General features: G+C 67.4%; 13 protein-coding genes and 2 pseudogenes. 8 read left to right on the forward strand and 7 right to left on the reverse strand.

Annotated features, from left to right (window positions below):
• The 5 genes and pseudogenes from K2Z83_RS22675 to K2Z83_RS22695 form a co-directional block, all read left to right on the forward strand.
• Window positions 1–187 (forward strand): annotated as a pseudogene (locus K2Z83_RS22675) (hypothetical protein); the annotation flags it as partial.
• Window positions 188–241: 54 nt separating this feature from the next.
• The gene (gene fabD, locus K2Z83_RS22680) at window positions 242–1,195 is read left to right on the forward strand and encodes an ACP S-malonyltransferase (protein ID WP_220597454.1); all 954 of its coding nucleotides are present in this window, start codon (window positions 242–244) and stop codon (window positions 1,193–1,195) included.
• A gap of 158 nt (window positions 1,196–1,353) precedes the next feature.
• Window positions 1,354–2,553, forward strand: a complete 1,200-nt coding sequence (locus tag K2Z83_RS22685; protein WP_220597455.1) for a DegT/DnrJ/EryC1/StrS aminotransferase family protein — start codon at window positions 1,354–1,356, stop codon at window positions 2,551–2,553.
• A 151-nt stretch (window positions 2,554–2,704) separates the two neighbouring features.
• Complete coding sequence (locus K2Z83_RS22690) at window positions 2,705–4,630, forward strand: nucleoside-diphosphate sugar epimerase/dehydratase (protein WP_220597456.1); 1,926 nt, start codon at window positions 2,705–2,707, stop codon at window positions 4,628–4,630.
• A gap of 101 nt (window positions 4,631–4,731) precedes the next feature.
• Window positions 4,732–8,067 (forward strand): Ig domain-containing protein, encoded by a 3,336-nt coding sequence (locus tag K2Z83_RS22695; RefSeq protein ID WP_220597457.1) that lies wholly within the window; start codon window positions 4,732–4,734, stop codon window positions 8,065–8,067.
• Window positions 8,068–8,297: 230 nt separating this feature from the next.
• Here the strand turns inward: K2Z83_RS22695 and K2Z83_RS22700 are convergent, their stop codons facing one another.
• From K2Z83_RS22700 to K2Z83_RS22715, 4 genes and pseudogenes are all read right to left on the reverse strand, one after another.
• Window positions 8,298–8,495: a hypothetical protein gene (locus tag K2Z83_RS22700; RefSeq protein WP_255604426.1), complete on the reverse strand. Its 198-nt coding sequence runs from the start codon at window positions 8,493–8,495 to the stop codon at window positions 8,298–8,300.
• On the reverse strand, window positions 8,492–10,666 hold the full coding sequence (locus K2Z83_RS29660; protein ID WP_220597458.1) for an MBL fold metallo-hydrolase RNA specificity domain-containing protein: 2,175 nt from the start codon (window positions 10,664–10,666) through the stop codon (window positions 8,492–8,494). The genes K2Z83_RS22700 and K2Z83_RS29660 overlap by 4 nt, the downstream gene beginning before the upstream one ends.
• A gap of 247 nt (window positions 10,667–10,913) precedes the next feature.
• Window positions 10,914–11,468, reverse strand: a pseudogene (locus K2Z83_RS30155) (MBL fold metallo-hydrolase); the annotation flags it as partial.
• Window positions 11,469–11,631: 163 nt separating this feature from the next.
• Window positions 11,632–12,885, reverse strand: a complete 1,254-nt coding sequence (locus K2Z83_RS22715; protein ID WP_220597459.1) for a hypothetical protein — start codon at window positions 12,883–12,885, stop codon at window positions 11,632–11,634.
• A gap of 523 nt (window positions 12,886–13,408) precedes the next feature.
• On the opposite strand from K2Z83_RS22715, the gene K2Z83_RS22720 reads away from it, so the two are divergent.
• Genes K2Z83_RS22720 through K2Z83_RS22730 form a run of 3 tightly spaced genes read left to right on the forward strand, consistent with a single transcriptional unit; the run spans window position 13,409 to window position 14,152 of the window.
• Entirely contained in the window at window positions 13,409–13,663 is a 255-nt protein-coding gene (locus K2Z83_RS22720; protein WP_220597460.1) for a type II toxin-antitoxin system HicB family antitoxin, read from the forward strand.
• Window positions 13,663–13,881 (forward strand): type II toxin-antitoxin system HicA family toxin, encoded by a 219-nt coding sequence (locus K2Z83_RS22725; protein ID WP_220597461.1) that lies wholly within the window; start codon window positions 13,663–13,665, stop codon window positions 13,879–13,881. Before K2Z83_RS22720 ends, K2Z83_RS22725 begins: the two co-directional genes overlap by 1 nt.
• A 37-nt stretch (window positions 13,882–13,918) precedes the next feature.
• Complete coding sequence (locus K2Z83_RS22730; protein WP_220597462.1) at window positions 13,919–14,152, forward strand: helix-turn-helix domain-containing protein; 234 nt, start codon at window positions 13,919–13,921, stop codon at window positions 14,150–14,152.
• Window positions 14,153–14,858: 706 nt separating this feature from the next.
• On the opposite strand, the gene dnaB is transcribed toward K2Z83_RS22730, so the two are convergent.
• The 3 genes from dnaB to K2Z83_RS22745 all read right to left on the reverse strand — a co-directional run bounded on the left by dnaB (window position 14,859) and on the right by K2Z83_RS22745 (window position 18,580).
• Complete coding sequence (dnaB, locus tag K2Z83_RS22735) at window positions 14,859–16,193, reverse strand: replicative DNA helicase (RefSeq protein ID WP_220597463.1); 1,335 nt, start codon at window positions 16,191–16,193, stop codon at window positions 14,859–14,861.
• 8 nt (window positions 16,194–16,201) lie between these two features.
• Window positions 16,202–17,011 (reverse strand): hypothetical protein, encoded by an 810-nt coding sequence (locus tag K2Z83_RS22740; protein WP_220597464.1) that lies wholly within the window; start codon window positions 17,009–17,011, stop codon window positions 16,202–16,204.
• A 1,194-nt stretch (window positions 17,012–18,205) separates the two neighbouring features.
• Complete coding sequence (locus K2Z83_RS22745; RefSeq protein ID WP_220597465.1) at window positions 18,206–18,580, reverse strand: hypothetical protein; 375 nt, start codon at window positions 18,578–18,580, stop codon at window positions 18,206–18,208.
• Window positions 18,581–18,616: the final 36 nt, after the last annotated feature.

The following is an 18,616-nucleotide window of genomic DNA, read 5'->3' on the forward strand; positions in this document are numbered from 1 at the left end:
GCACGAGCTCGAGATCGTTGGCGACGAGGATGATCGGCTGCAGATCACCCTCTACGGTGGCGCGCGGTCGTACGCGCAGGCGTTAGATATTGTCCAGTGGTCAGTGAGCTCCGCGCACTCGCGCACATTTGCGGTCGCTTATGTCATAGCTCTGCGCAGGCGCCCCGTGCTCGCGCTGAGCCACTAGTACGCTGCTGACGCTCAGCGTGACAATCGTGCGCTGAGGTGAAGGAGATCGGCGATGGCTCCAAAGATCGCAGTGCTATTTCCGGGTCAGGGGTCGCAATATATCGGGATGGGCAAGGCGCTCGCGGCGACGTTCCCCGAGGCGGCGCGGGTGTTCGCGCAGGCCGACGATGTGCTTGGGTTCGCGCTCTCGGATCGCTGCTTTCACGGGCCGGATCACGAGCTGAACGACACGGCGAACGCGCAGCCGGGGATCTTTGTGACGAGCGTCGCGGCATGGCAGGTCATCGGCCCGCGCCTGGGCGTCGCGCCGACCGCCGTCGCCGGGCATAGCCTGGGCGAGTACAGCGCCCTGGTGAGCGCCGGCGCGCTCGACTTCGCGGACGGGCTCAGGCTCGTGCGGGCCCGCGGCCTGGCGATGCGGGCCGCGGGCGAGCTCGCGCCCGGGGGCATGCTGGCCGTGCTGGGGCTAAAGCTCGCCCAGGTGGCGCAGCTCTGCGCCCAGGTGGCGCAGGAGACCGAGGCGGTGATCGAGGTGGCGAACGATAACAGCCCGGGCCAGGTGGTGGTCGCCGGCGACCACCGCGCGCTAGAGGTGTTCGCTGAGCGATGTGTGCAGCACGGCGCCATGCCGCCAACCTGGCTGAAGGTGAGCGTCGCGCCGCACACGTCGCTGATGCGCTCGGCGATCCCCGGCTTCCTGGACGAGCTCGCGCAGACGCCGATCGTCGAGCCGTCTCTCCCGATCATCGGCAATACCACGGCGGAGTGGCTGCGCACGCCGGCGGCGATCCGCGAGGAGCTGAGCGAGCAGCTGACGCGCACGGTGCGCTGGGTCGACTCGATGCAGCGCCTGGCGGAGGTCGAGGTGGCCGCCGTGCTCGAGGTGGCCCCGGGCAAGGTGCTGACCGGCCTCATGCGCATGATCAGCCGCACCGCGAAGCGGTTTACCTTTGGCGACAATCCGGCCGAGCTCGACGGCCTGCTTGCCGCCCTCCAGACGGTCTAATAGCTCCCCGCTCCTCTTCCGAGGCGAGTGGCGCAACACACACGATGATGTCTCGGTATGCTCGTGCGAGCTTCGCTCGCACGAGCATACCGAGACATCATCGCTGCCGGGTCATATCAAACCCAGCAAGGTTCCATGATCATGAAGCGAGGTTATCTATGATCGCCACAGACAACATTGCGATGTCATCCCCGGATCTGACAGATGCGGAGATCGCGGCCGTGCTCGGTGTGTTGCAGACGCCGGTCCTGAGCATCGGCCCAAAGAACCAGGCGTTCGAGCACGCGTTCCGCTCGTATACCGGCACGCAGCACGCCACGAGCGTCAACTCTGGCACGAGCGGGCTCCACCTCTGCATGATCGCCGCCGGGGTTGAGGAGGGTGATATCGTTATCACGACGCCTTTCTCATTCATCGCCTCGGCGAACTGCATCCTGTATGAGCGCGCCACGCCGGTCTTTGTCGATGTCGATCCGGCGACCGGGAATATTAACCCGGCCCTGGTTGCGGAGGCCGCCGAAGGGCTGTCTCGCGGCGGCGCGGCGGCGCGACGCTGGCTGCCGCCGGCGCTGCGGTACCATAGCGACGGGCCGATCGGCCCCCGGCTCAAGGCCATCCTGCCGGTCCACGCCTTCGGCCAGCCGGCCGATATGGACCCGATCCTGACCGTCGCGCGCCGGCATGGCCTGTCGGTCATCGAGGACGCCTGCGAGGCGATCGGCGCCGAGTACAAGGGCCACCGGGCGGGCACGCTGGGCGACGCGGCAGTCTTCGCCTTCTACCCGAATAAGCAGATGACCACCGGCGAGGGCGGGATGATCGTCACCAACCACGAGCACTGGAACGACCTGTTCCGCTCGCTGCGCAACCAGGGGCGCGATGTCTTCGACGCCTGGCTCAATCACACCCGCCTGGGCTACAACTACCGCCTGGACGAGTTGAGCGCCGCGCTCGGCCTCACGCAGATCCAGCGGATCGAGGAGTTGCTCGCCCGGCGCGACCAGGTGGCCGCCTGGTATAACGAGCGGCTGGCCGGCGCCGAGCTGATCGAGCGGCCCGCCATTGTCCCGTCGACGACGCGCATGAGCTGGTTTGTCTACGTGGTGCGCCTCAACGCGCCGGCCGACCGCAACGAGGTCATGCGCCAGCTCTCCGAGGCCGGGATCCCTAGCCGGCCCTACTTCACGCCGATCCACCTCCAGCCGATCTACCTGCAGCGGCTCGGCTATCAGCCCGGCGACTTCCCCGTCACCGAGCGACTGGGCGACGTGTCGCTGGCGCTTCCGTTCTCGGGGGTGATGACGGAAGACCAGGTGGACTACGTCTGCCATCATCTGCGGGCATGCACGGCGATCTAGCAGGATCGGTCCGTATAGGCGGAGCTGCGCACATGTCCTAACATAACATGCAGCCGCGCGCATCGTCGGCGTCTGACATGCCGCAGGGGCGGGGTGGCGCGGAGACATGAGCGTAGAAGCTCGATCAAACGATAAGCGCAGGGGGGCACTCATGCGAGAGTTCACGACTAACCGCCGCCTGTTCACAGCCGATATCGTGTTGCTTATAGGCGCCGCGTACATCAGCTTTGTGCTGCGCCTGGAGAGCTTGGATCTGGCCAAGTACTGGCTCGGCTTCGCGCTGTTCGCCGCCATGGCGACGATCATCACGCCCGCGCTCTTCTACCGGGCCGGGATCTACGCCCAGTACTGGCGCTACGCATCGATCAATGAGCTGTTCCGGATGGCCCTCGCCATCACCGCCGTGGCGATCACGGCCGAGACGCTCCTGCTCGCTGCGGACTGGCTGCTGCCTGAGGTCGACCTGATCCCACAGTCGGTCCCCGCGATCTTCCTGCTGCTGGCGCTGCCGATGACCGCAACCCCGCGCATGCTCCGACGCCTGGAATTCCCATACAAGCTGCGCCGCAGGGACGCCAGCGGCGCGGAGCGGGTGCTGGTGGTGGGCGCTGGCGACGCGGGGGAGAGCATCGCCCGCGACCTGCGGCAGCGGCATCCCCAGGGGCGCGAGCTGATCGGCTTCATCGACGACGACCCGGCTAAGAACAATATCCGCATCCACGGCGTGCCGGTTCTGGGTGACCGCTACGCGATCCCGCGGCTGGTGCAAGCGCACGAGGTGCGGCAGGTGATCATCGCCGTGCCCTCCGCCGCCGGGAAGGCGATCCGCGAGATCGTGAGCATCTGTGAGGGCGCCGGCGTGGAGACCAAGATCATCCCGGGCCTCTCCGAGCTGCTCGACGGGACGGTGAACATCAGCATGCTGCGCGATGTGCAGATCGACGACCTGCTGCGCCGCGAGCCGATCCACACCGACACGACGGGGGTCAGCGATCTCATCCGCGGCCGGAGGGTCCTAGTGACCGGCGGCGGCGGATCGATCGGCAGCGAGCTCTGCCGCCAGATCCTCCACTTCGAGCCCGCAGAGCTCCTCGTCCTCGGGCACGGCGAGAACAGCGTCTTCACCATCCAGAATGAGCTGCTCCAGCATGTGCGCAAGAGCGGCAACAGCACCTGCCGGATCGATGCGCGCATCGCGGACCTCCGCTTCCTGGAGCGGATTGGGACGATCTTTGAGGAGTACCGCCCCGAGATCGTCTTCCACGCGGCGGCGCACAAGCACGTGCCCCTGATGGAGCTGAACCCGGTCGAGGCGATCACCAACAATATCCTGGGGACGCGCAACCTGCTCCAGGCCTCGCTGGCGGCCGGGATCGCGCAGTTCGTCATGATCTCGACCGACAAAGCCGTCAACCCGACCAGCGTGATGGGCAGCAGCAAGCGCGTCGCCGAGCTGCTGGTTCACCACGCGGCGAAGCTGACCGGCAAGCCCTACGTCGCGGTGCGGTTCGGCAATGTCCTGGGGAGTCGGGGCAGCGTCGTGCTGACGTTCAAGCAGCAGATCGCGGCCGGCGGCCCGGTCACCGTGACCCACCCCGAGATGCGGCGCTTCTTTATGACCATCCCCGAGGCGGTGCAGCTGACCCTGCAGGCGTCGGTGTTGGGCCACGGCGGCGAGGTCTTCACCCTCGACATGGGCGAGCCGGTCAAGATCGTCGACCTGGCCCGCGACATGATCGAGCTGTCGGGCCTGAAGGTGGGCCGCGACATCGACATCGTCTTCAGCGGCATGCGGCCGGGCGAGAAGCTCTACGAGGAGCTGTTCCTGCCCGACGAGGAGTACCGGCGCACCCAGCACCAGAAGATCTTCATCTCGCACAACGCCAGCAGCCTCGTCCCGGCGAACCTGCTCGACTCCATCGCGACCCTGGAGGATGCCGCCATGCGCAACGATGCGGAGTGCATCCGCCACGTGCTTGCCCGGCTGGCCAAGTATGGCCAGCCCGCTCCACAAGCGGAGCAGGAGGTTCAGGAGCGCGCTGTCGGAGAGCTGCGGGCGGTGACGGTGGGCAGATAGCCCGATGGTATCGTCAATGCAATGAGCAGGGGCGACACGGTCGCGAGATCCGGGCGGCCGGAAGCCGCCGCGCAGCCCCTGTCAGCTTAAGGAATCGAGCGATGTCATCTCGAGCATCCTCGCGTGGCATGATCACGCCCATCTTGATCGTCGCACTGCTGGCATCGCTCACACACCTGATGGGGAGCGCTCGCGCGGCGCCATCAGGGCCGGCTGCGGCCGACGCAAACGCCTGGGTCACCGACGGCCCGGTGTACAGCTCCGTGCTGAGCGCCAATGGCGCAACGCTCTACCTGGGCGGCCAGTTCAAATACCTCGGGCCGCAGACGGGCAGCCTCGCCTCACTGAGCGCCACGAACGGCTCAACCCAGAGCTTCCCGAAGGTCAACGGCGAGGTTAAGACGATTGTGCCGGACGGCAGCGGCGGCTGGTTCATCGGCGGTAACTTCATGAGCGTCGTCGACGTCCAGGGCGCGAACCAGGGCGTCGTCCAGACGCGCAACCGGCTGGCCCACATCCTGAGCAACAACACGGTCGACCCGAACTGGACCCCGCTCGCGAATGGCCCAGTCGCGACGCTCGCCGTCAGCGGGAACATCCTCTACGTCGGGGGTGGCTTCTGCTACATCGGCAGCACGCCCGCACAGCGCAGCCACGTCGCCGCGCTCAGCGTCGCCACCGGGGCGACGCTGAGCTGGAACCCGAGCGTGGGGCCCGCAGCCTGCGGCAGCGACGACTCCACCGTGAGCGCGCTGGCAATCGGCGGAACTACGATCTATGTCGGCGGTACGTTCAGCAGCATCGGCGGGCAGGCGCGCAATAACCTCGCGGCCGTGAGCGCCGCTGGCGCGGTGCAGGGATGGAACCCGAGCCCAGACAGCAGCGTCTACGCCTTGCTGTTCAATGGGGCCACGATCTACGCCGGCGGCGCCTTCCTGAATGTAGGCACCAACCCGGTCGTTCCGAACACCATTCTGGCGGCGTTCGACACGGGCACCGGCGGGCTGGCCGCCGGATGGGCCAACCCGAGGATCAGCTACTCCATCGGCGCGAGCTCTTTTATCTTTGTGAACACCCTGGCGCTGAGCGGCAGCACGCTGTACTTCGGCGGCATCTTCGACAACGTCGGCGTGGACGCGCCGCAGCCGCACAGCCCGGTCGCGCCCGTCGTGAATGAGCCAACCTTCCGCGACGACATCGCGGCGGTGAACGCCACCGACGCAAGCCTGCTGCCCTGGTACGTGGACCCCTACTCCGACACGGGCGCTGCGGTGTACACGATGGCGCTGAGCGGCGACGGGCAGACGCTCTACGTCGGCGGCGCCTTCGAATGGATAGGCGGCTACATCCCCGGCCCCGGCGTCGTGCGCAGCCGCCTGGCAGCCCTCAACACCTACAACCCTGCCAGCCCGGGCGGGGGCAGCGGACAGCTCGTGAAGGCGACGTGGAGCCCGTACGCCAATGGCCCCGTCGAGGCGCTGGCGGTGAGCGGCAACACGGTCTACGCCGGCGGATTCTTCGATAGCGTCGGCGGCGTGCTCCGCAGCAACATTGCGGCGATGAACACGGACACCGGGGCGGCGGTGTCGGGATGGAACCCCGGCGCGGACGGTGCGGTGTACGCGCTCGCCATGAGCGGGGCCACGCTCTACGCCGGAGGCGCCTTCACCCACCTCGGCAACGGGGCCACCACCGTGCGCAACCACCTGGCGGCGCTCGATGGCGGCACCGGCACCCTGGCGAGCTGGAACCCGAACCTGGATAACACCGGCGGCACGGGGCCCGCCGTGGTGGGCGCGCTCGCCACGAGCGGCAACACGGTGTACGCCGGCGGCACCTTCACCCACGTCGGCGGCCCGGCCGGCACCGCCCGCAACAACCTGGCGGCGATCGCGACGAGCAGTGGCCAGGCGACGGCCTGGGATCCGAGCCCGGACGGTGCCGTGAAGGCCATAACGATGAGCGCGGATGGGCAAACGCTCTACACCGGCGGCGCGTTCACCCACGCCGGTGGCTCCGCGCGCAACTACCTGGCGGCGCTGAACACGACGGGCGCCGGGGCAGCGCTGTCATGGAACCCGAACATCGGCAACGCCGTCTCGCCCACTGACGCGGTGGTCGACACCCTGGCGCTGTACGGCAGCACGCTCTACGTCGGCGGGCTCCTCGATAGCGTGGGCGGCACCCTCCTCAGCAGTAGCAACCTCACGGCTATCAACGCGACAACCGGGAGCGCGCTGGTATGGGCTCCCGCCACCGATAACGCGGCGACATCGCTCCTGGTGAGCGGCGATGGGCTGATCGTCTATGCTGGCTTCAGCCCTATTCCGAATCACATTGGCATCAGGTACTTCGCGACGCTGGGTGGCTTCCTCACCGCGCCGACGGCGTTCGCCAGCGCCGCGCCGCCCGATGGGACCGCGGGCACGGCCTACAGCTTCACCTTCGCCGCCGACGGCACCCCCGCGCCGACCTTCAGCGTGACGGCCGGCGGCCTGCCGCCCGGCCTGCTGCTCAACGCCTCCGGCCTGCTCCACGGCACGCCGACCGTCGCCGACACCTACGCGTTCACCGTCACCGCCAGCAATGTGGCCGGCCAGCTCCCCCAGACGTTCACCCTGACCATCCGGCCGACGGCGCCGACGGCGTTCGCCAGCGCCGCGCCGCCCGATGGGGTCGCGGGCACGGCCTACAGCTTCACCTTCGCCGCCGACGGCACCCCCGCGCCGACCTTCAGCGTGACGGCCGGCGGCCTGCCGCCCGGCCTGCTGCTCGACGCCTCCGGCCTGCTCCACGGCACGCCAACCGCCGTCGACGTCTACACGTTCACCGTCACCGCCCGCAATATGGCCGGCCAGCTCCCCCAGACGCTCACCCTGACCATCCGGCCGGCCGCGCCGACGGCGTTCACCAGCACCGCGCCGCCCGCAGGGACCGCGGGCACGGCCTACAGCTTCACCTTCGCCGCCGACGGCACCCCCGCGCCGACCTTCAGCGTGACGGCCGGCGGCCTGCCGCCCGGCCTGCTGCTCGACGCCTCCGGCCTGCTCCACGGCACGCCGGCCGCCGCCGGCACCTACGCGTTCACCGTCGCCGCCCGCAATGCGGGCGGGCAGTACCAGCAAAGGTTCACCATCGCCTTCCGCGCGGCGGCGCCGGCGATCTTCACCAACGCCGCGCCGCCGTCTGGCACTGCCGGGAAGTCATACCGCTTCACCTTCACCACGAGCGACAATCCCGCGCCGACCTTCAGCGTGACGGGCGGCGGCCTGCCGCCCGGCCTGCTGCTGGACACATCCGGCCTGCTCCACGGCACGCCGGCCGCCGCTGGCACCTACGCGTTCACCGTCACCGCTAGCAATGCGAGCGGGCAGCTCCCCCAGGCCTTCACCATCCAGATCGGAAGCCTCGTCTACCTGCCGCTGATCGTTCGGTAGGATCATCCTGGACACGCAAGAGCCAGAAGACTCCCGCGCAGCCATCTACAACTGTCCCCACCTTTATTTTATGATAGGGGTGGGGACAGTTGTGTGTTAGGGGACACGAAGATAGAGGTTTTGCAGAACGCCTCGAATTGACGTTTAGACTACCCGGCCACGGCGAGGCCGAGGCGTGCTAGGCCCGACGTGTAAAGCATTTCTCGACATGATCCGTTTTTTAATGCTATTCACGCTGGATGACCTGTTTCGGTGAGGTTTTCTTCGCCCCAGGCGCCGTGCTGGCTGACTCCCAGCAGCAGATCGTAGTAGGTGTCGCGGTTGCGCTCCAGAAAGGCGCTCAGGTAGAGCAGCGGCAGCGACAGTAGCCCCCAGTGCAGCAGCAGCAGCGAGATCAGCAGGCGTCCGATCCGGCCCGGCGTCGTCACGCTGCAGCTGTGTCCCCCTGCTCCGCCGCGCCTGCCGCGACCGGGCGCAGCAGCAGCTGCCACCTGGTCGCCTGCGCGAACGCCGCCTGGGCCGCCTGAACCGTCGCCGCCGCGAGATGCCCACGATACCGGCCCTCCACCGTCTGCCGCTGGGTGTACACCGACAGCGGCAGCACCAACTCCGTTCCTGGAGGCAGCGCCGCGCGCGCCGCCGCCTCCAGCGCCGTGTGCTGCGGGTGCGGCCGCACCCGCACCGCCCAGCCCGTGCGCCGCACCACCTCCGCCAGGCGCTCGGCGTGGCGCTGCATGTCGGCGTGGGGCAGCGGGAAGCGCACGATCACGAAGCCATTGGTCGGGTCCAGGTCGATCTGCAGGGCCGCCTCGGCAAGCACCTCCTGGGTGACCGCGCGGGCCTCTGACGCCGCACAGCGATCCGCCGCCGCTGTCCCCACCACCAGCTGATGCTTCACCTTCGCAGGTGCGGGCTGCGGCCCCCCCCCGGGCGCGCCCGCCGGCGCGGCCACCGGCACCACCTCAACATCAAACCCCGTGCGCGCCGTGATCGCCGCCAGCGCCTCCGCCAGCGCCTCCGCCGAGGGCGCGCCCTGACAGACCACCGTCACCCGGCGCGCGTCCTGAGCCACCGTCGGGACGCCTTTGATCGTCACGATCGGCCGCAGGTGGAGCTGGATGATATTCAGCACAGCCGTGTGATCTGTCTCCTCATTGATCATCACGCGCACCGGCAGCTCGGCCCGCAGCGCCGCCAGCTGCGCGCCATAGCGCGCCTCGGCCGTCAGCGGGAAGCGGAAGCGCAGCGTGACGTCGCCGGTCTCGGGGTCGATGCTGCGCCGGTACAGGTCGCTCGCCCCGCGCAGGTGCCAGTCAATCCGCTGCTGGATGGCGTGCGTGTCCGGTCGCGGCTGGGCGACGTCCTCCTCACGCGCATCCTCCCAGCCCGCCGCCAGCCGCACCGACCAGCGCGCGTCATGGAGCGGGTGCGCGGCCGGCATCATGGTGAACATGCGCGGGTTCGCCACCATCAGCCGGGCGACATGCAGCCGCCAGGCCAGATCATCGACCGGCTGGCCGAGCGCCGCCACCAGTGTGGCGAGGTCGTAGCTCAGTCCGGGGCGCATCGTCGCGGCGACCGCACGGGCCGAGACGTGGCTGCGCTGGGTGCGGCTCTGGAGCAGCCAGTCGTCGATCACCCGCTGCTGGGCGTCGTCGGGTGCGCCGGCCGGGACATCCCAGTGGCCAACCCAGGCCACCACATCGCGGACGCCCACGAGCTGGTGGGCGGGCGAGCGGCTTGGCCCTACGCCGCTGATCACCCCCCCCGCCACGCGCGCGCAGAACCAGGGCACCACGGCCGTGCCATTGATCCGGGCCAGGATGAGGCTGCCCGCCTCCACACGCGGCGTCGCCACCGGCGCGCTCTGGCGCAGCGCGTCCGGCGGCAGCAGGCGGTAGAACCCGGCCAGGGCGGCGATCGGCTGGAAGCGCTGCGGGGCGGCAGCCAGCACCGCCACCACGGCCTGGATCTCCTCGGGCGTGCCCGCGGCCCCGTACCAGCGCCGCGCCACCGCGCGGGCCTCGACCACCACCGGCTCGACCGGGCGCCCCTCCTCCTCCCAGAGCGCCAGGGCCAGCGCCTCTGTGGTGTCGGGGGCCGCCTGACGGGTGTGCGCGAGCAGGGCCTGGGTGACGGGCTCGACGACCTCCCGCCTGGTCGTCGGCACGTGCAGCACGTTGCCGGTTGGCGGGAGCACCACCGACATCCCACTGGCCCGCAACGCGGCGGCCAGGCCACCCCGCGCGCCGCCGTCGCCGTGAACCAGCGCGACCATGCGCGGGCGGATCTGCTGGGCGAACCCGACCAGCTCGGCCCGATCTGCGTGGCCCGAGAGGTAGTAGGTCATCACCTTGGCGGCCACGGTGACGGTCTGCTCGCCCAGCACCACGGCGCTCCGCTGGCCGGCGGCCACCTGCTGGAGCGCCCGGCCGGGGGCCTCCTCGTCCTGATAGCCGGTGAGCGCCACCGTCGCCTCGGGGCGCGTCAGCAAACGCTCGGCATACCAGCGGCTCGGCCCGCCGGTCAGCATCCCCGAGCTGGCGATAATGCAGGCGGGCTGTCCCTGGAGGATGCCCTTGCGCTGGGAGGGCTCCATCGACCCAGACCGTGAAGTGCGGGATCTCGCGCCGCCGCTGGGCCTCCTGGAGGATAAGGATGACCTCCTGGGCGCGGCCGAGCGCGAAGGCCGGGATCAGCACGTGGCCACCCCGCTGGATGGCCGCCGCCACCTCGGCGCTCAAGCGCTGCTCCTCCATGCGCCGAGGCGCGTGCGCGCGCCCGCCATAGGTGGACTCCAAAATCAGCAGGTCGGGCTGGGTGACGAGCGGCGTCTGGGCACCCTGGATGGTGCGCTGCGGGGCGACGCTGATATCGCCGGAGATGACGACGCGCCCCTCGGGGTGCTCCAGGCCCACGCTCACGGCCCCAGCGATGTGGCCGGCCAGACGCAGCGAGACGACCAGGCCGGGGATCTCGGGGATGGCGTGGCGATCATCGACCGCCAGCGGCGTCAGACGGCGCAGCATCTGCTCAACCGCCGCGCTATCGTACAGCGGCAGCTCCAGCTCCTCGGCGGCGCGCTTCTCCATCACGGCGATGGCGTCGGCCAGCATGATCGTCATGAGCCGGATGCTGGCGGCGGTAGTGTAGATCGGCGCGCTCGGGAACTGCTGGTGAAGGATCGGCAGGGCGCCGATATGGTCGGCGTGGGCGTGGGTGATCACGATCGCCGCGACGTGCGCGCCCTCCAGGGCGGAGAAATCGGGGAGCCGCTCCTCGGCGGCCCCACTCATACGCACGCCAGCATCGACCACAAGCCACGATTCGCCGAAGCGCACGGCGATGCAGCTTGCGCCAACCTCCGAAGCCCCGCCGAGAAAGGCAACGTCAAACGTCATGGGTATCCTGCATGGGTTGTGGTGATGTCAGTGCGAGAAGATCGTCACATGATAGTAAATTTACTCTACCATTGTAGCATGGCTGGTAGAGGGCCACCGGCGGAGCTGTGGGCGCAGCTGCGCCGCCCGGGGCTGCCCACCGTGGTCGCCCGCCATGCGGTCCCTAATATTCGCCCTCAAACTGCTTGTGGACCCAGAGGAACTCCTGGCGCTTATTGCGCACGCGCACAAGGCCGCCGAAGCCGGCGTCTTGCGCCTTGAGCAGCGCGTGGAACTCGCGCAGGGTCGCGCCCTGGGCGCGGATCATGTCGCCGTGCTCGAGGTCGGTTGAGGTGTCGCCGCCCAGCCAGCCGCCGATCTGCTCGCTGCCGCTGAGCGAGGCGTCGATGATATCTTTGCTGAAGTCGAGCTGCTCCTCGATCATGGTGTAGGCCGTGTCGTCCAGGGCCAGCTTCACCCCCGACGCTGTGATCGGCAGCACCAGGCTCAGGGTGCCGGTGAGCACTTTCAGGAAGGGCGCGGCCTTCCTGAACCACTCGCGGGTGAGCTCGATGTCGTACACGCCCTGCGTGCTCTTCTTACCGTTGAGCCTGGGCAGCGGCTGCCGCGCGTGCTCGCACCACAGGGTCAGCCGGAACTTCGCGCTCGTCCACTCGCGCGGGTTGAAGTTGGTGCGATTGACCGGCACGAGGCTGAAGAGGCGCGGGCCTTCTTTGGCCTCGTCGGTCAGGGCCTGGATCAAGCTGGTGTAGGCTGCGTCTGCTTTACTCAGCAGCTCGCGCTGGCCGGCATCCAGCGTATCAAAACGACCCATTGTTTTGAGGTAGTGCGTTGTTAGCTGGCGGCGCACCCCGCGAACCTCGGCCAGAATGGCGCTGTTCGCGACAAGCTCGGCGGTGGGTAACGGCTGGGCAGCCGGCGCGTTACGAAGTAAGTAATCGATATCCTGCCACTCATCACAGACCGGGCAGGGATAGTCCTCCCGTCTGCGTCGTTTGCTCTCGATCAGCTTCTGCACCTCGAACAGGCCGGTGCCGGGCGCATCCCTGCCGCACGGCTCAATGCACGGCACCATCACATCACAGCGCAGGCCGGTCCAGAAGCTATCGACCAGGTATTTCACTTCGCTGGTCAGCACCGAGAGGAATCGCTCGGGGTAGGGCGCGCGCACGGTGATCCGCACGTCGTTGGCGATATGCTCAAGCAGCGCGCGCCCGTTGTAGTCGTCGTCGAGCACGAGGCCGCGCTGCCAGTGGACGCTCTCCTGATAGTTCACCCGGCCGAGCGAGAATTTGTGCAGGCGCACGATCAGCTGGTAGAAGAGCCCCTTCTCGCTAAGAACAAGCACCGTCGCCCCTGAGCTTCGCGCCTCCTCTATCTTCTTCTCCGCCTCGCGGTATGCTTCGTCGCGCGCCATTGGTGTGTCCTCTCGGGCTCAGGTGCGGCAGGTGCGCCGGGGGTGTGGGCGCCTGTCGGTAGATAATCGCTACGCGCCACGCCCCTGGTATGATAGCCGATCTCTCGGCGAGCTCAATGATCGCCGTGTCAGGCTGAGTATCCAATGGCCCGGCGGCCAGTGGCGCCGGGGGAAACGATACCCATGTCACCCTGAACGGAGCCGTAGTCGCAGTGAAGGGTCCCGGCCGGGATTCCTCGCTGCGCTCGGAATGACACGTTCGCCATGATGAGCGCGTTAGCGTGCTATCATGCACCCGTCGCTGACGGGGGCCGATGTGCGCCCGCTCGCCTCCCGCGAGATCCTGCACGTCCGTGCGCTGGCCGCGTGATGTTGGCGCTTGGATGGCGATGGCGTTTGGAACACGATGGACGCGAAGCCGGGCGAAGGACGCGAACACGAAGGGGCGCGGAAGACGCGAAGGCGAAGGTGGACATTGGCGTGCTATCATGGGCTGATCGGCCAGCACGGAGGAGGTTCGCATATGCTCACAGATTATATTCAGGCGGCGATGCGCCGCGCCACCTATGAGATCCTTGAGGATAACGAGGGCTTCTACGGCGAGATCCCGGGGCTCCAGGGGGTGTGGGGCAATGCGACCACCCTGGAAGGTTGCCGCGAGGCGCTTCAGGACTCGCTGGAGGATTGGATCGTCTTTCGGCTGCGGCGTGGGCTGGAGGTTCCGGTACTCAACGAGATCGATCTGAACACGCCGATGATTGCGCAGGAGGCCGCCTGATGCCGCCTTGGGGGCCGGTAAATCGCACGAAGCTGATCCGGGGGCTGCACGCGCTTGGCTTTGAAGGCCCGTTCCCCGGTCGTCGCCATATGGTTATGCAGCGTGGCGACCTGACCATAACGATCCCAAATCCTCACGAGGGCGACATCAGCGTCGGTCTGCTCGCGCGCATCCTCCGCCAGGCCAACGTCTCCCGCGAGGAGTGGGAAGTAGTGTGATTGCAGATTTTTGATTGCAGATTGTAGATTGTGTGGTATGGCTGATTCTTCTCAACATGACCCGCTCTCCGTCGGCGAGCTGATTACGCTGGCGGATGCAGCCGAGTATGCGGGGCTTGCGAAGCGCTCCCTGAATGATTACATCAAACGTGGCCGCCTCAAGGCAAAACGAGTCGGCTTATTTTGGCTAACGACTCACGCCGCTATTGATGAGTACCTCGCCTCGCGCAGCCTCGACAATATCCCCAAAAAATATCGCGATCTCTCTTGACAGTACACCCGACCAGGAGTACTATTAGCCTTATGAAATGACGTGACCGCACAGGAGGTGAGATTCCTGCACGGTCACTCACCCCACACCTGGGCTAAGCAGGCGTGCGGCTGGGCGTATCCTACCACAGGATGCGGCGACCCCGGCCCACCCCGCGACAGTGCGGTGGGGCCGTGCGTAGCAGTTTGTCATTTCGCTGCTGCGGCCAGCGCCTCAGGCTTATGAGGCTGCCTGGAGGGTCGCCGTGATCAATAATGTAAAGCCTTCTTTGGGGGGCTTGGGGGGTGTAACCCTGCCCAAAAAGGAGGAAAAGTGGTTGGGGAACTAGTTAATAGCCTGCGCAAAAAAACGGCACTTTTGCGCGTCCCCTCGCGGAAAAGGCAATAAGCCTAAATGAAACGCATTTGAAATGTATTTGAACCGCAAATGAACCGCAAATGAAACGCCCAAAAATACACGGAACAGAGTAAAAAACGCTTTACGAATATCCGTTCTCAGTCCTCGCCCTCCGCCGCCTGCCCCTGGCCTCGCTGGCGTCCCCCACAGGCCCGGCCGCCCGGGGCTCAACGGCTGCCCAGATACCCTCGATCGCCCCGTCCTCCCCGAGCTACGCCGTGATCCGCAGCTGCTCCCCCGCCGACAGCTCGTAGACGACGCCCGCGATCCGTACCTGCTGGAGTGGCGGGCTCATCGAACAACCCTCTTCCTAATACCCCACCGGCACCCGGTAGCGCTCCAGGTTCTGAAACTGCGTCGTCCGCCCCTCGAAGCGCAGCGGGATCGTCTTCAGCGGCCCGTTGCGATGCTTGAGGACGTGCAGCTCGACGATGCCCCGTTTGTCGGTATCCTTGTCGTAGGTCTCATCCCGGTAGAGGCCGATCGCGATGTCCGAGTCTTGCTCAATCGCGCCCGACTCACGAAAGTCCGACAGCACCGGGACGTGACTCGGGCGCTGATCCACGTTCCGCGAGAGCTGCGACAGCGCCAGCACCGGCACGTTCAGCTCGCGGGCCAACTGCTTCAGCCCCCGGCTGATCTCCGCCACCTCCTGCACCCGATTCTCGCCCCGCCCGCCGCCGGTCATCAACTGGAGGTAGTCCACGCACAGCAGGGATACCTGCCGCTGCGCACACATCCGGCGGGCGCGGGAGCGTAGCCCGCTGATGCTCAGGGCCGGCGTGTCGTCGATGTAGATCGGCAGCTCAGACAGGCGGCCCATCCCCTCGAAGGCCAGAGTCATTTCTTCCTGGCTCAGGTCGCCGACCCGGATGCGCTGGAGGGAAAGCCCGGTGTGCATGGACAGCATGCGCTGGGTCAGTTGGTCGCGGCCCATCTCCATGCTGAAGATGCCCACGCCCTCGCCGGCGTGGTGGGCCACGTTGTAGGCGATCGAGAGCTCCAGGGCCGTCTTCCCCTGGCTCGGGCGCGCCCCGACAACGATCAGGTCGCCCTTCTGGAGCCCGCCCGTAAGCGTGTCCAGCTCGGTGAACCGGGTGATTACGCCCGTTGGCTCGCCGCGATGCTCCTGACGGTGCTCCATCGCCGCGAAGAGCTCGTTGACCGCCTGGCTGATCGGCACGTAGCCGGTGTCAGCGGTGCGCCCGCGCACGCCCTCCAGGCGGGCCTCGGCCTGGCTGATCACATCGTCCAGATCCGCATCCTCGCGGTAGCCCAGGGCCGCGATCGTCCCGCCCGCCTCGATCAGGCGGCGCAGGGTGGCCGCCCGGCGCACATGCTCGGCGTAGTACGCGATGTGGACGGCAGTGGGTACCTCGGCCAGCAGCTCGCCCAGGAACGACAGCCCGCCCACGAGATCGAGCCGCTCCTGACGGCGCAGCTCGCTGCCCACGGTAGCGAGGTCGGGCGGCACGCGCTGTGCATAGCAGGCCAGCATCGCGGTATAGACCTGGGCATGCTTCTCCAAGTAGAAGTCGTCGGGCGTGAGCGTGTCGGCGACGGCGATGATCGCCTCGCGATCCAGCAGGACCGACCCCAGAGTCACCCGCTCGGCAGTCAGGTCGAAGGGGACGCTTTTTTCCACGGGGTTCCTCACTGCGAGAAAGTCTGCTCAGGGATGCGGAGCTCAGCCATCAGCTCTGGTGGCAGCGGGTACTCGGCGAGCAGGCGGCGCAGCACCGCCTGCTTGGCCACCTTCGAGGTAGCCTCGTTCATGCGTGCCGTCCAGAGGACATTCAGGTCGTTGTCACGCAGGGCCGGGTGATAGCAGACCACCGTGGTCGGAATGTGCGGGATGTCCTCCTTCGCGCCGCTAGCGGGCTGCCCGCCTACCGCGATCTCGCGGTCGTAGCGCTCCAGCAGGCCGTCGAAGTGCGCCCAGTTGGCCTTGGTCTGGTACTGCGCGTGCCAGTTCGCCAGCACTGCCTCCCAGGTCGGGCGATCCGTGACCCGTACAATGAGCTGCTGCGCCCGCGTCACCGTGACCGCCACGCTCGGGCCAGCGAACGCCCGCCACGTCGCCAGCGTCCAGTGCTGGGACATCTCGTCGGGCAATGGTGTGCCGACGGCCTCGGGCGCGGCAGTGGGTGCCGCCGGGGCCGCCCCACGTCGTCCTTTGCCGCGTGCCACCCGCTCCGGCGGGGCGGCGGTCGGGATGACGGCCTCAGCCCGGAGTTCCTTCGGGCGGCGGATCAGCTCGTCGGTGCTCCAGTCGTTTCGGTCGGCCATCCGGCGCAGGATGCCGCCCGCGTAGGTGATGGTCAGCGGTGCCTCCTCCAGTGCCACGCTGGTAATCGCTCGCACCAGCCAGTAGGCAGCGTGGCCGCCGCTTGGCTTGGCAAAGCGGCGCACAACCTCGTCGATCTTCTCGATGTCCAGCGGCGAGACGAGGTGCCCGGTCACGTTTGCCCACGTCGCTAGCGGGCCAGCGTGGACGGCTGGCTCGCCTGCGGGTGCCGGTGGGGTTGGCTCGTTCGGCTGCGGATGTGCTGGGGTGAAGGTTGCCCCTAGGCCAAAGCGGGATAGCGCCTCGTGAAGTTCGGTTCGGATCAGAAGACGAATGTCGTCCGGCGCGTGTGCGTGTGTAGCCCCCACCCCTACCTCCCCACATCCATCCTTCCCTCCCCACATCCCCACAACGATACCGTCGGAGCATGGCTGCCGATCTCCTGGAAGTATGGCCCTCTCCTGGAGGACCGGTTCCATGCTCGTCGGAGCATGGCTACCGATCTCCTGGGAGCATGGCTGTCCTTCGGGGGCCAGTGCCATGCTCGTCGGAGCATGGCTGCCGATCTCCTGGGAGCATGGCTGCCCTTCGGAGGCTAGTGCCATGCTCGTCGGAGCATGGCTACCGATCTCCTGGGAGCATGGCTGCCCTTCGGGGGCCGGTGCCATGCTCGTGGGGAATGAGTTCGCCATGCTCGTGGGGGTATGGCACGCCGCTCCCCGCCGGTGCTGGTATCGGTGGGGGGGCGGTAGCGCGTCCCAGGGGGCAGCGACAGCACGGTCGCCATGCTCGCCGGGGTACGGTGGCCGATCCTGCGCATCAAACGGGAGTGCTGTCTGGCCCGGCGATGGTTGCACAGGCCGCCGCAGCGGCGGGGGCTGATTTTCCCGGCGCAGGTCGGCGGCCACAATCAGCGCACTCTCGTTTCGCAGCCGATCCATGTCGATCTCGTAGTGCGCCGTCCAGAAGGCCGGACGCAGCCCCTTGATCTTGCGGTGGCCAGTCACATCGACGAGTCCCTTGTCGCACAGGCCGCGCAAATAGGTCGGGATGCGCGATAAGCTGACACCTATCGCGTAGCGGTGGATCTCGGCGGCGGTGAAGTCTTTGCGGCCCGTGGCCTCATAGAGCAGGGTGAGGTAGTGCAGGGCGTCAAAGACCTCTTTCTCGGCCAAGTTGCCACCACAGCGATGGTTGACGATGCGCGGCCGCGGCGGCGCGGTGAGGTCAGGGGATGTGTCGGTCAAGAGCAACCGCACCATCGGGTCAGAGAGATCCACCGGAGGGCGGGGGGGAGTTATTGCGAGCATAGCGCGTCCCTTAAGAAATGGTAAAAACAAAACCGAAGCGCGAGCGCACGGCGGTAGCGCTTACTCCAGCAGCAGCGATGGCTGGCTCAGGACGAGCGGGCGGATCCCTTCGCGCCATCGCAGCTCGTTGCTATACGGCAGGACTGCCTCCCGGCTGGCCTGTTCAAGCGTCCACCATGAGATGCTGGTATCCGGCTCCAGCAGCGTACGCTCAATCAAAGTGGTAATCAGTGCCCGGATCTCCTCGGGGGCAAAGCCAGTGCGCTCGGCCCAGGTCGCCAGATTCGCCGGCTGATCCAGGGCGCGATCAATCGGACGCCAGATGGCGAGGTTGCACCACAGCGCCAGCAGGCGCGGGTCGTCGCGGGTGTCCAGCACGACCGTCGCGTACAGCGGCGCGGACGAAAAGTCGGGAATGCGGCCTATGGATGCCATGATTGTGTCTCCTATGGTTACGATGGATCTTCGTTA

This window comes from Oscillochloris sp. ZM17-4, assembly GCF_019599295.1.
Classification (GTDB): domain Bacteria; phylum Chloroflexota; class Chloroflexia; order Chloroflexales; family Chloroflexaceae; genus Oscillochloris.

What these genes read in the sequence shown, in the direction of transcription:
- K2Z83_RS22720 (WP_220597460.1), top strand. Translation starts at nt 13,409, where the DNA reads ATGCTCACAGATTATATTCAGGCGGCGATGCGCCGCGCCACCTATGAG.
- K2Z83_RS29660 (WP_220597458.1), bottom strand. Translation starts at nt 10,666, where the DNA reads ATGGAGCCCTCCCAGCGCAAGGGCATCCTCCAGGGACAGCCCGCCTGC.
- K2Z83_RS22730 (WP_220597462.1), top strand. Translation starts at nt 13,919, where the DNA reads ATGGCTGATTCTTCTCAACATGACCCGCTCTCCGTCGGCGAGCTGATT.
- K2Z83_RS22685 (WP_220597455.1), top strand. Translation starts at nt 1,354, where the DNA reads ATGATCGCCACAGACAACATTGCGATGTCATCCCCGGATCTGACAGAT.
- K2Z83_RS22745 (WP_220597465.1), bottom strand. Translation starts at nt 18,580, where the DNA reads ATGGCATCCATAGGCCGCATTCCCGACTTTTCGTCCGCGCCGCTGTAC.
- K2Z83_RS22690 (WP_220597456.1), top strand. Translation starts at nt 2,705, where the DNA reads ATGCGAGAGTTCACGACTAACCGCCGCCTGTTCACAGCCGATATCGTG.
- K2Z83_RS22725 (WP_220597461.1), top strand. Translation starts at nt 13,663, where the DNA reads ATGCCGCCTTGGGGGCCGGTAAATCGCACGAAGCTGATCCGGGGGCTG.
- fabD (WP_220597454.1), top strand. Translation starts at nt 242, where the DNA reads ATGGCTCCAAAGATCGCAGTGCTATTTCCGGGTCAGGGGTCGCAATAT.
- K2Z83_RS22715 (WP_220597459.1), bottom strand. Translation starts at nt 12,885, where the DNA reads ATGGCGCGCGACGAAGCATACCGCGAGGCGGAGAAGAAGATAGAGGAG.
- K2Z83_RS22695 (WP_220597457.1), top strand. Translation starts at nt 4,732, where the DNA reads ATGTCATCTCGAGCATCCTCGCGTGGCATGATCACGCCCATCTTGATC.